The sequence below is a fragment of the Streptomyces sp. NBC_00376 genome (assembly GCF_036077095.1).
Taxonomy (GTDB): Bacteria; Actinomycetota; Actinomycetes; order Streptomycetales; family Streptomycetaceae; genus Streptomyces.
Window position 1 is genome coordinate 2,287,068 of record NZ_CP107960.1, and the last position, 12,511, is coordinate 2,299,578.

The window sequence follows — 12,511 nt, forward strand, 5'->3', positions numbered from 1 at the left end:
TGCAGGCCGCGAGGCCCGTCGGTCAGGAGCCGACGTACGCGGCGAGGTGCTCGCCGGTGAGGGTGGAGCGGGCGGCCACGAGGTCGGCAGGGGTGCCCTCGAAGACGATCCGGCCGCCGTCGTGACCGGCGCCGGGGCCCAGGTCGATGATCCAGTCGGCGTGCGCCATGACCGCCTGGTGGTGCTCGACGACGATGACCGATTTCCCGGAGTCGACGAGCCGGTCCAGCAGACCGAGCAGTTGCTCGACGTCGGCGAGGTGGAGGCCGGTGGTCGGCTCGTCCAGGACGTACACGCCGCCCTTGTCGGCCATGTGCGTCGCCAGCTTCAGCCGCTGACGCTCACCGCCGGACAGCGTGGTGAGCGGCTGGCCGAGGCTGAGGTAGCCGAGGCCGACGTCGGCGAGCCGCTCCAGGATCCTGTGCGCGGCCGGTGTGCGCGCCTCGCCGGCGCCGAAGAACTCCTCCGCCTCGGTCACCGACATCGCGAGCACCTCGCTGATGTCGCGGCCACCGAAGTGGTGGTCGAGCACCGACGCCTGGAACCGCTTCCCCTCGCACTCCTCGCAGATGGTCGCGACGCCCGCCATCATCGCCAGATCGGTGTAGATCACACCGGCGCCATTGCACGTCGGGCAGGCGCCCTCGGAGTTGGGGCTGAACAGCGCCGGCTTCACACCGTTGGCCTTCGCGAACGCCTTGCGGATCGGGTCGAGCAGCCCGGTGTACGTCGCCGGGTTGCTCCGCCGTGAACCGCGGATGGCCCCCTGGTCGACCGAGATTACATCCGCGCCCGCGGGGACCGACCCGTGCACCAGCGAGCTCTTGCCGGAGCCCGCGACTCCGGTGACGACGGTCAGCACGCCGAGCGGGATGTCGACGTCGACGCCCTGCAGGTTGTGCGCGCTCGCGCCCCGGATCTCCAGCGCCCCGGTGGGCTTGCGCACCGTCTCCTTGACGGCCGCCCGGTCGTCGAGGTGGCGGCCGGTGATGGTGTCGCCGGCGCGCAGCCCTTCCACGCTGCCCTCGAAGCAGACGGTCCCGCCCCCCGTGCCCGCCCCTGGGCCGAGGTCGACGACGTGGTCGGCGATCGCGATCGTCTGCGGCTTGTGCTCCACGACGAGCACCGTGTTGCCCTTGTCCCGCAGCCGCAGCAGCAGGTCGTTCATCCGCTGGATGTCATGGGGGTGCAGGCCGATGGTGGGCTCGTCGAAGACATAGGTGACATCGGTGAGCGAGGAGCCGAGGTGGCGGATCATCTTGACGCGCTGCGCCTCGCCGCCCGACAGCGTGCCCGACGGCCGGTCGAGCGAGAGGTAGCCGAGACCGATCTCCACGAACGAGTCGAGGGTCCGCTGCAGCGCGGCGAGCAGCGGGGCCACCGACGGATCGTCGAGGCCGCGCACCCACTCGGCCAGGTCGCTGATCTGCATCGCGCAGGCGTCGGCGATGCTCAGCTTCCCGATCTTCGACGACCGGGCCTCGGCGCTGAGCCGGCTGCCTTCGCAGTCGGGGCAGGTGGTGAAGGTGACCGCCCGCTCCACGAACTCCCGGATGTGCGGCTGCAACGCCTCCTTGTCCTTGGACAGGAACGACTTCTGGATCTTGGGGATCAGTCCCTCGTAGGTGAGGTTGACCCCCTCGACCTTCACCTTGGTCGGCTCCCGGTAGAGGAAGTCCTGCATCTCCTTCTTGGTGAACTTGCGGATCGGCTTGTCCGGGTCCAGGAGACCGGACTCGGCGTAGACCCGCACGGTCCAGAAGCTGTCCGACTTCCAGCCGGGGATGGTGAACGCGCCCTCGGAGAGCGACTTGGAGTCGTCGTAGAGCTGGGTGAGGTCGATGTCCGAGACCGTGCCCCGGCCTTCGCAGCGCGTGCACATGCCGCCGGTGCGGGTGAAGGTCCGCTTGACGGTCCTGGTCCGGTCGGCGCCGCGGTCGACCTTGAACGCGCCGCTCGCCTGGACCGAGGCAACGTTGAAGGAGAACGCCTGGGGCGAGCCGATGTACGGCTTGCCCAGCCGGCTGAAGAGGATGCGCAGCATCGCGTTGGCGTCCGTGGCGGTGCCGACCGTGGATCGGGGGTCGGCGCCGAGGCGTTGCTGGTCGACGGTGATCACGGTGGTCAGACCGTCGAGCACATCGACCTCGGGCCGCGCGAGGGTCGGCATGAAGCCCTGTACGAAGGCGCTGTACGTCTCGTTGATCAGCCGCTGCGATTCCGCGGCGATGGTGCCGAACACCAGCGAGCTCTTGCCCGAACCGGAGACCCCGGTGAACACCGTCAGCCGGCGCTTCGGGATCTCGATGCTGACGTCCTTGAGGTTGTTCACCCGCGCGCCGTGCACGCGGATCAGGTCGTGGCTGTCGGCGGCGTGCGGCGCAGGCGACTGCGGGTCCGTCCTCTTGGCCATGCTCATCGTGTCTCCATCTGTCGGGCGGAGCCGCCGTCGCGGTCTCCGTCTGCGTCGCCTGGGTCGATATCAGCGGTGCGTCATCGGGCAAAGCCGGCCGGGACCGGATCTCACCGACTTCCCGCAGCGGCTCGTGTGCGGGTCCTGGCTGTGATCGCCGGACGGTTCAACGCACCTCGTTGATGCGGATGAGATTGCCCGCAGGATCGCGGAAGGCGCAGTCGCGGATCCCGTACGGCTGCTCGGTCGGCTCCTGGACGACCTCGGCGCCGCCGGCCTGCAGCCGGTCGAACGTGGAGTCGAGGTCGGGGGTGGCCAGGGTGATGATGGCGTACGTGCCCTTGGCCATCATCTCGGTGATGGTACGGCGCTCGTCCTCGGTGATGCCGGGGTCGGCGGCCGGCGGGTGCAGGACGATCGATGTGCCGGGCTGACCGGTGGGGCCGACCGTGATCCAGCGCATCCCGCCGAACCCGACGTCGTTGCGGATCTCGAAGCCCAGGATGTCGCGGTAGAAGGCCAGCGCGGCGTCCGGGTCGTCGTGCGGAAGGAAGCTCGTGTGAATCGTGAGGTCCATGGGCGTCACGCTAATCGTGGCCCGGGGGCCGCGCTTCTCGATTCCTGATCGGTCTGGTCACCTGCTTCGCGACGCAGGACGGCAGGCCCGCGGTGGCCCGCGCGGCCTCGCGGCGGTAGGCGCTGGGCGGCATGCCGACCAGCTCGGTGAAGCGTGTGCTGAAGGTGCCCAGCGACGAGCAGCCGACCGTGAAACAGACCTCGGTGACGCTGAGATCACCGCGCCGAAGCAGCGCCATCGCCCGCTCGATGCGCCGCGTCATCAGGTAGCCGTACGGAGACTCGCCGTACGCCTGCCGGAACGCGCGGCTCAGATGTCCCGCCGACATGTGCACGCCACGGGCGAGCGCCTCGACGTCCAGCGGCTGGTCGAACTCCCGGTCCATCCGGTCACGGACGCGACGCAGACGCGCAAGGTCGCTCAGGCGCTGTGCCTCGTCGGGTCTGCTGGTCATCTGCGAGATGGTGCCACACCGCAGGAGCCGCCGCACCCGAACCGGTCCGCGCCCGGAGCGCTCGCGCGCGGGACACGCCGGAAGGGCGCCGACCAGAAGTCGACGCCCTCCCCAACTGTGGTTCAGCCACCCGGACACACCGCGCGCAACGGTGTGTCCGGCGCGGTCGCGCTGCCGGTCAGCTGCAACCGCTGGTCGAGCCGCAGCCCTCGCAGATGTAGCAGGATCCGGCGCGCTGCATCTTCGTACCGCAGGAGAAGCAGAGCGGCGCGTCCGCGCTGATGCCGAGCTGCATCTCGACGAGCTCCGCCGAGGTGTGCGCGGTCTTCGGGGCGGGATTCTCCGCCTCCTGCACCGCGGCCACCGCCTTCAGCGGCTCCGTCCGCACCGGGGCGGACTGGGCCAGGGTCTCGACGTCCAGCTCCTCGTCCTCGAGGGAGGGCTCGTACGAACCCGTGTCGAGGTGGCGCTGACGCTCCTCGGCCGAGTGGATGCCGAGCGCCGAGCGGGTCTCGAACGGCAGGAAGTCCAGCGCGAGGCGGCGGAAGATGTAGTCGACGATCGACTGCGCCATCCGCACGTCCGGGTCGTCCGTCATGCCGGCCGGCTCGAAGCGCATGTTGGTGAACTTCGAGACGTACGTCTCCAGCGGGACGCCGTACTGCAGGCCGACCGAGACGGCGATGGAGAAGGCGTCCATCATGCCCGCGAGGGTGGAGCCCTGCTTGGACATCTTCAGGAAGACCTCGCCGAGACCGTCGTCGGGGTAGGAGTTGGCGGTCATGTAGCCCTCGGCGCCGCCCACCGTGAAGGAGGTGGTGATGCCGGGACGGCCCTTGGGGAGGCGCTTGCGGACCGGGCGGTACTCGACGACCTTCTCGACCGCGGTACGGATGGTCTCCTCGGCCTTGGCGGTGACCGCCTCCTTCTCCTTCTCCTTGGTCTTCGCGGAGAGGGGCTGGCCGACCTTGCAGTTGTCGCGGTAGATCGCGAGCGCCTTGACGCCCATCTTCCACGCCTCGAAGTAGACCTCTTCGACGTCCTCGACGGTGGCCGTCTCCGGCAGGTTCACCGTCTTGGAGAGCGCTCCGGAGATCCACGGCTGGATCGCGGCCATCATGCGCACGTGGCCCATCGCGGAGATGGAACGCTCGCCCATCGCGCAGTCGAAGACCTCGTAGTGCTCGGTCTTCAGGCCGGGGGCGTCGATCACATTGCCGTGCTCGGCGATGTGGGCGACGATCGCCTCGATCTGCTCCTCCTGGTAGCCCAGGCGGCGCAGGGCCTGCGGCACGGTGCCGTTGACGATCTGCATCGAGCCGCCGCCGACCAGCTTCTTGAACTTGACCAGGGCGAGGTCGGGCTCGAGGCCGGTGGTGTCGCAGGACATCGCGAGACCGATGGTGCCGGTGGGGGCGATGACCGAGGCCTGCGCGTTGCGGAAACCGTTCTTCGCGCCGAGACGGATCACGTCCTGCCACGCCTCCGTGGCGGCGGCCCAGATCGGGTTGTCCAGGTCATCCATGTGGACGGCCGCGGCGTTGGCGTCGGCGTGCTGCTTCATGACGCGCTGGTGCGGCTCGGCGTTGCGGGCGTAGCCGTCGTACGGACCGACGACCGCGGCGAGCTCGGCGGAGCGCTTGTACGAGGTGCCGGTCATCAGCGAGGTGATGGCACCGGCGAGGGCGCGGCCGCCGTCGCTGTCGTAGGCGTGGCCGGTCGCCATCAGCAGGGCGCCGAGGTTGGCGTAGCCGATGCCGAGCTGGCGGAAGGCGCGGGTGTTCTCGCCGATCTTCTGGGTCGGGAAGTCCGCGAAGCAGATGGAGATGTCCATCGCGGTGATGACCAGCTCGACGACCTTGGCGAAGCGCTCGGACTCGAAGGACTGGTTGCCCTTGCCGTCGTCCTTGAGGAACTTCATCAGGTTCAGCGAGGCGAGGTTGCACGAGGTGTTGTCCAGGTGCATGTACTCGGAGCACGGGTTCGAGCCGTTGATCCGGCCGGACTCCGGGCAGGTGTGCCAGGCGTTGATGGTGTCGTCGTACTGGATGCCCGGGTCGGCGCAGGCCCAGGCCGCCTCGGCCATCTTGCGGAAGAGGGACTTGGCCTCGACCTCTTCGATGACGTCACCGGTCATCCGGGCACGCAGCCCGAACTTGCCGCCGGACTCGACGGCCTTCATGAACTCGTCGTTCACGCGGACCGAGTTGTTGGCGTTCTGGTACTGGACGGACGTGATGTCGTCGCCGCCCAGGTCCATGTCGAAGCCCGCGTCGCGCAGGGCGCGGATCTTCTCCTCCTCCTTCACCTTGGTCTCGATGAAGTTCTCGATGTCGGGGTGGTCGACGTCGAGGATCACCATCTTGGCCGCGCGCCGGGTGGCGCCACCGGACTTGATCGTTCCGGCGGAGGCGTCGGCACCGCGCATGAAGGAGACCGGACCGGAGGCGTTGCCGCCGGAGGAGAGCAGCTCCTTGGAGGAGCGGATACGGGAGAGGTTCAGGCCGGCGCCGGAGCCGCCCTTGAAGATCATGCCCTCTTCCTTGTACCAGTCGAGGATCGACTCCATGGAGTCGTCGACGGCCAGGATGAAGCAGGCGGAGACCTGCTGCGGCTGGGGCGTTCCGACGTTGAACCAGACCGGCGAGTTGAAGCTGAAGATCTGGTGCAGGAGGGCGTAGGCCAGCTCGTGCTCGAAGATCTCGGCGTCCGCGGGAGAGGCGAAGTAGCCGTGGTCCTCACCGGCCTTGCGGTACGTCTTCACGATCCGGTCGATCAGCTGTCGCAGACCGGTCTCGCGCTGCGGGGTGCCGACGGCCCCGCGGAAGTACTTGCTGGTGACGATGTTGACCGCGTTCACCGACCAGAAGTCGGGGAACTCGACGCCACGCTGCTCGAAGTTGATTGAGCCGTCGCGCCAGTTGGTCATGACGACGTCACGGCGCTCCCACGCCACCTCGTCGTACGGATGTACGCCGGGGGTGGTGTGGATGCGCTCGATACGCAGACCCTTGCTCGACTTGGCTCCCTTGGCTCGGGAACCTCGTGCCGGGCCGCTCGCCGTCTCTGTCATGCCGCCTCCCATATGTGGGCAAAAACACCCTGAAGTGCCCAGAACTTCCCGGGGCACAGTCTGTCTCTGATGCCTCGGACGCCACGCAGAGCGCCCGGAGCAGGTCTATGAAGCCGCCCGGCCGCCGATCCACGGAACCGTGTCGGTCGGCCGGTGCCGATCAGTCGGCGGCGACGGCGGGAACGGGGACCTCAAGGATCTCGCCCCTCCCGCGTTCTTCCACGCGAGGCCGCCGCTCACGGAGCTCCGCGATGGCGGTCTCGAAGTCTTCGAGTGTGTCGAACGCCCGGTACACGGACGCGAAGCGCAGGTACGCGACGAGGTCGAGTTCCTGCAGGGGGCCGAGGATCGCCAGGCCCACGTCGTGAGTGGTCAGCTCGGCACTGCCGGTGGCGCGCACCGCCTCCTCGACCCGCTGGCCGAGCTTGGCGAGGGCATCCTCGGTGACCGGCCGCCCCTGGCACGCCTTGCGCACACCGGAGATGACCTTGGTGCGACTGAAGGGTTCGGTCACGCCGCTGCGCTTCACCACCATCAGCGAACAGGTCTCCACCGTCGTGAAACGGCGGGAGCAGTCGGGGCACTGACGGCGGCGTCGGATCGACGTGCCGTCGTCGGTGGTGCGACTGTCGACGACCCGGCTGTCGGGGTGCCTGCAGAAGGGGCAGTGCATGGCTCCCAACCCTCCTTCACAGCACGACTGAATAGCCTCTCCAGGGCCCGCCGGGGCCCCTCGAAGCTGTCACAAGCATAGGCGATGGCCACACCCCCGGCGGACCAGGGACCACAACTTCTGGGTGGCTGGAGCAATCCAACCACTAGATCTTGGGTTTGGGTGCGCATTCGGCCCTACCGCGTGTCGCCCATCACGAGCGACCGGCAGGCAGCGTACGGCCGTGCACGAGGTTACGGGAACGGTCCGGCCACCAGGATTACGGGGCCCCGACTGTCGGACTCGAACAACGGCCCGACGGACACCCCGCACGGCGGTGCCGCACCGACGGCCACTACCGTGAAAACACGAATCGCGGTCCGGTCCGGAGCACCCAGTCATCGCACATACACCCGGCAGAGAACACGCGGCAGACTTTTATTCGTTTTTCACTCGAACGTGTGTTTGGCGCAACCTTTCGAAAGCTACTACCGTTGTCCAGCTAGGGAGACCATTCGAGAGGGGCCGACGTGACCACCACCGCTGACAGTGCCACCATCACTGCCCAGGACCGCTCCCAGAGCCGATTCGAGCCGGTGCATGCCATGAATGACTCAGTCACGAACATGGAGGGGCCAGAGCCGCGCCCAGCGCGCTCATTGCCCGGCCGACCTCCTGGAATCCGGGCGGACAGCTCGGGGCTCACGGACCGGCAGCGGCGGGTGATCGAGGTGATCCGGGATTCCGTGCAGCGGCGTGGCTATCCGCCCTCGATGCGGGAGATCGGTCAGGCGGTGGGCCTGTCCAGCACGTCCTCCGTCGCCCATCAGCTGATGGCCCTGGAGCGGAAGGGCTTCCTGCGCCGCGACCCGCACCGCCCGCGGGCGTACGAGGTCCGGGGTTCGGACCAGCCCAGTTCGCAGCCCACCGACACCACCGGCAAGCCCGCGGCGTCGTACGTGCCGCTGGTCGGCCGGATCGCCGCCGGCGGCCCGATCCTCGCCGAGGAGTCGGTCGAGGACGTCTTCCCGCTCCCCCGCCAGCTCGTCGGTGACGGCGAGCTGTTCGTGCTCAAGGTCGTCGGTGACTCGATGATCGAGGCGGCGATCTGCGACGGCGACTGGGTCACCGTGCGCCGCCAGCCCGTCGCGGAGAACGGCGACATCGTGGCGGCCATGCTGGACGGCGAGGCCACGGTCAAGCGCTTCAAGCGGGAGGACGGCCATGTCTGGCTGCTCCCGCACAACTCCGCGTACCAGCCGATCCCGGGCGACGAGGCGACCATCCTCGGCAAGGTGGTGGCCGTGCTGCGGCGGGTGTGAAACCCGCCGTCTCCGACCGGGCCCCGGGATCCACTGCGCCGATCCCGGGGCCCTGCCCGTGCCGCCAGGCCTCCGAGGTGGAGCCGGGCACCCGAAGCGGACTACTTGCCGTCGGCCTTGGCCGCCGCGTCGATCGCCGCGAGTGAGCGGCGCGCCTGGTTCCGGTCGGTGGTGTACCAGAAGTCGGGCAGCGAGGCCCGGAGATAGCTGCCGTACCGGGCGTTGGCCAGGCGCGGATCGAGGACGGCGACCACGCCCTTGTCGCCCGTGGCCCGGACCAGCCGGCCCGCTCCCTGGGCCATCAGCAGCGCGGCGTGCGTCGCCGCGACGGCCATGAATCCATTGCCGCCCGCTTCCTCGACCGCCTTCTGGCGCGCGCTCATCAGCGGATCGTCGGGGCGGGGGAACGGGATCCGGTCCATGATCACCAGCTGGCAGCTGGCGCCCGGCACATCGACGCCCTGCCAGAGCGACAGCGTGCCGAAGAGGCAGGTCTCGGGATCGGCGGCGAAGTTCTTGATCAGCTCGCCCAGCGTCTCCTCGCCCTGCAGCAGGATCGGCTTGTCCAGCCTGCCGCGCAGCTCCTCCGCGGCGGCCTGGGCCGCCCGCATCGAGGAGAACAGCCCGAGGGTGCGCCCGCCCGCCGCCTCCACCAGCTCGGCGAGCTCGTCCAGCATGTCGGTGCGGGAGCTCTCCCGCCCCGGTGTGGCCAGATGCCTGGCGACGTACAGGATGCCCTGCTTCGGGTAGTCGAACGGTGAGCCGACGTCGAGCCCCTTCCACTGCGGAAGGTCGTCGCCCGCGGTGCCTTCGGGAGCCAGGCCGAGCGAGGCCCCCACCCCGTTGAAGTCCCCGCCGAGTTTGAGCGTGGCGGAGGTCAGGACGACGGACCGCTCGGTGAAGAGCTTCTCCCGCAGCAGCCCCGAGACGGAGAGCGGTGCGACCCGCAGGGAAGCGCCGAAGCGGTCATGGCGCTCGTACCAGACGACGTCGTACTCCGAGCCCTGGGTGATCCGCTCGGCGACGCCGTGGATCGTCTCCACCGATGCCAGGGCCTGCTTGCGGACGGCGTCCTCGTCCTGCACGGACTTGTCGCGCGTGGCACCAAGGGCCGAGATCACGGTGCGCGCTGCGTCGCGCAGCGCCAGCAGTGCGTAGCCGAGATCCTCGGGGACCTCTTCCAGGCGGCCGGGGAGCGCCAGCTCCATGACCCGTTCGAAACCCTCCGACGCACTCTGCAGCGCGTCGGCGGCCTTCTCATTGACCAGCTTCGCCGCCCGGCGCACCGCCCTGTTGACCTGACCGGGGGTGAGCTCGCCGGTGGCCACTCCGGTGACCCTGGAGACCAGCTCATGGGCCTCGTCGACGATCAGCACCTCGTGCTGCGGGAGCACCGGCGCGCCCTCGATGGCGTCGATGGCGAGGAGGGCGTGATTGGTGACGACGACATCGGCGAGCTTGGCCCGCTCCCGGGCGAGCTCGGCGAAGCACTCCGCGCCGTACGCGCACTTGCTGGCGCCCAGACATTCGCGGGACGAGACGGAGACCTGTGCCCAGGCACGGTCGGAGACTCCGGGCGTGAGGTCGTCGCGGTCACCGGACTCGGTGTCGTCGGACCAGTCCCGCAGCCGCAGCAGGTCCTGACCGAGCTTGCTCGACGGGGCGGCGGCCTCGAACTGGTCGAAGAGCCCCTCCTCCTCGTCCTGCGGCACCCCTTCGTGGAGCCGGTGCAGACAGAGGTAGTTGGACCGCCCCTTGAGCATGGCGAAATTGGGGCGCCGGCGCAGCAGCGGATGCAGTGCGTCGACCGTGCGCGGAAGATCGCGCTCCACGAGCTGGCGCTGGAGCGCAAGCGTCGCCGTGGCCACCACGACCCGCTCCCCGTGCGCCAGCGCGGGCACCAGGTAGCCGAGGGACTTGCCCGTGCCGGTGCCGGCCTGGACGAGCAGATGGGAATTGTCGTCGACGGCCGCTGCGACGGCCTCGGCCATGGCGGCCTGACCAGGTCGTTCCGTACCGCCGACGGCGGTCACGGCGGCGTGCAGGAGCTCGGGGAGGGATGGCTTCGTCATAGCCCGACCAGCGTACGGGGCGTCACTGACAACAGGGTCACTCCCGGACACCGGCGGCGGGGTGGAGCGGGTTGGGAACGGTCCCGTGGATGGCCGCGTGCGGGCGCTTGGGGCGGTCCCGGTATCCGTCGACGTGCAGGCGGTTGCGGTTCAGACAGAGGCGTTCAATGCGGGGTGTCAGCAGGTCGAACATCTCGAACCGCTCCTTGAGCTCGGGAAAGCGGGCGTGATGGCGCAGGATCTCGGCGCGGACGAGTGACCAGAAATCGGCCTCCGGGACCCCCAGCTGTTCCTCGCACAGCGGGGAGAGGAAGCGGAACACGCCGATGAACAGTCCGGAGTGGATGAACTGGGTGAGGAAGGAGGGTTCCTCGGTGAGCAGGGTCCGGCGGACGTCCTCGGGCATCGTCTCGTGCTCCGGCAGCGGGCGGGCGCTGATGTTGACGTCGTCGACGAAGTCCTTGATCGCCAGGCGCACCGGTACGTCCTGGTCGTCGAAGACCACGATGGCGTTCTCGCCGTGCGGGGAGAAGACCGTGCCGTACCGGTAGAGGAAGTGCAGCAGCGGCGGCAGCAGCGCGGCGAAGAGGTGCGTCAGCCAGACGGTGGGGGTCAGCCCGGAGCGGGCGACGAGCTCGGCCGTGAAGGCGCGGCCCCGCGGATCGGTGTGGAGCAGCGAGGCGAGGGTCCGGGCCCGCTCGCCCGGTGCGAGCCGCGGCTGGACGGGTTCGCGCCAGATCGCGCCGAGGATCTCCTTGAACTGGTACGGGGCCTCGGGAAGGTAGTCGTAAAGCGGATGCTCGACCGTCACCGAGGCCACTTCGCCGAGCAGGATGACCCGGCAGGTGTCCCGCAGGAAGGCGTCCTGGTCGCGCAGGCCGTGGACCCAGGCGGTGACGGCGGGGGCGGCGAGGGTGCGTTCGGTGGGCAGTCCGCGCCAGACCAGCGTGTTGAGGATCGACAGGGGCAGCTTGACGGTGTGCCGGTCGGGGCGGGCCACGTTGCTGAAGGTGCGGATGGACTGCTGCGGCAGTCTGAGGTCCGGGTCGGAGTGGAGCGCGACGATGTCACCGGCGGCAATGGCGGGGGCGAAGACCGGAACGATCCATTCGTCCCACTGCCAGGGATGCACGGGAAGGAAGAGGTAGCTGCCGGGATCGAGGCCGCGGGTACGGAGCGCGGCGGCGAAGGATTCACGGACCGGCGGGTCGAGCTCCTGCGTGTACAGCTGCTCCGGGCCGGCCAGGGCGGCCACTCCGCGGTAGGCGGCGATCCTCGTGGAGACCGCGATCCACGGCAGCGTGAGGGGCCTGCGGGCCTCGGGGGTGTGGCGGGCGGCGTCGGCGGCGGAGAACCCTAGTCGGCCTTTGTTGGCGACGAGCCAGGGGTGGCCGGTCTGGTGGCCTTCCAGCTCGGCGTAGTCGAGCTCGGCCAGGCGGGCGGCGGGGAGCGCGGTGTGATCGAGCCGGGCGTCGGCAGTGAGGGTGGTGGTGATCTCCCGGATGAGGTGTCCGAGGGTGGCGCCGTCGATGTCGAGGAGACGGCGGGCGCGGACGAGGAACTGGAGCGGATCGCGGAAGGGCACTGCCCCGGCGCCCGGCCCGGTGGCCGGGCCGCCGTCGGGCCTCGCGTCGTCCGGCGTCCCGGGGGCGCTCCCCGGCATTTCCAGAATCGAGTCCGGGACGACGCGCCAGCTTCCGTACACGCCCCGCCGGGCACGGAAGACGAGGGTTTTCCCGTCGTCGAGAGCGAGGGTGTACGTATCGTCTCCGCCGGCCTGCGCGACCGGTTCGATGACTTCTTCGTAGGCGAATTGGCCGAGCATCTTCGCGAGCAGTCGGGCGGCGGCTCCGTCCCAGACCGTCCGGTTCAGTTCTGGCGTACTGAGCAGCTCGGCGGACTCCGCTGAATCATGGCTCGCGGGATATTTCGGCACGGGGACTCCTCG

At 69.3% G+C, this 12,511-nt stretch carries 8 protein-coding genes; 1 reads left to right on the forward strand and 7 read right to left on the reverse strand.

Annotated features, from left to right (window positions below; genetic code table 11):
• Positions 1–22: 22 nt before the first annotated feature.
• The 5 genes from OG842_RS10110 to nrdR all read right to left on the reverse strand — a co-directional run bounded on the left by OG842_RS10110 (position 23) and on the right by nrdR (position 7,190).
• Positions 23–2,419, reverse strand: coding sequence for an excinuclease ABC subunit UvrA (locus tag OG842_RS10110; RefSeq protein ID WP_266729299.1), 2,397 nt, complete (start codon positions 2,417–2,419; stop codon positions 23–25).
• A 160-nt stretch (positions 2,420–2,579) separates the two neighbouring features.
• The gene (locus OG842_RS10115; protein WP_266729300.1) at positions 2,580–2,990 is read right to left on the reverse strand and encodes a VOC family protein; all 411 of its coding nucleotides are present in this window, start codon (positions 2,988–2,990) and stop codon (positions 2,580–2,582) included.
• Between the two features lie 10 nt (positions 2,991–3,000).
• A complete protein-coding gene (locus OG842_RS10120; protein WP_266729301.1) occupies positions 3,001–3,444 on the reverse strand; it encodes a helix-turn-helix transcriptional regulator in 444 nt (147 codons plus the stop codon).
• Between the two features lie 178 nt (positions 3,445–3,622).
• Positions 3,623–6,517 carry a vitamin B12-dependent ribonucleotide reductase gene (locus OG842_RS10125; protein ID WP_266729302.1) on the reverse strand — a complete coding sequence of 965 codons (2,895 nt, stop codon included), beginning with the start codon at positions 6,515–6,517 and terminating at the stop codon, positions 3,623–3,625.
• Between the two features lie 160 nt (positions 6,518–6,677).
• On the reverse strand, positions 6,678–7,190 hold the full coding sequence (gene nrdR / locus OG842_RS10130) for a transcriptional regulator NrdR (RefSeq protein ID WP_266729303.1): 513 nt from the start codon (positions 7,188–7,190) through the stop codon (positions 6,678–6,680).
• 509 nt (positions 7,191–7,699) lie between these two features.
• Here nrdR and lexA point away from each other — a divergent pair.
• Entirely contained in the window at positions 7,700–8,491 is a 792-nt protein-coding gene (lexA, locus tag OG842_RS10135) for a transcriptional repressor LexA (protein WP_266729304.1), read from the forward strand.
• A 101-nt stretch (positions 8,492–8,592) separates the two neighbouring features.
• Here lexA and OG842_RS10140 read toward each other — a convergent pair whose 3' ends face one another.
• On the reverse strand, positions 8,593–10,563 hold the full coding sequence (locus OG842_RS10140) for an ATP-dependent DNA helicase (protein ID WP_266729305.1): 1,971 nt from the start codon (positions 10,561–10,563) through the stop codon (positions 8,593–8,595).
• Between the two features lie 37 nt (positions 10,564–10,600).
• The gene (locus tag OG842_RS10145) at positions 10,601–12,499 is read right to left on the reverse strand and encodes an IucA/IucC family protein (RefSeq protein WP_266729306.1); all 1,899 of its coding nucleotides are present in this window, start codon (positions 12,497–12,499) and stop codon (positions 10,601–10,603) included.
• Between the last annotated feature and the right edge of the window lie 12 nt (positions 12,500–12,511).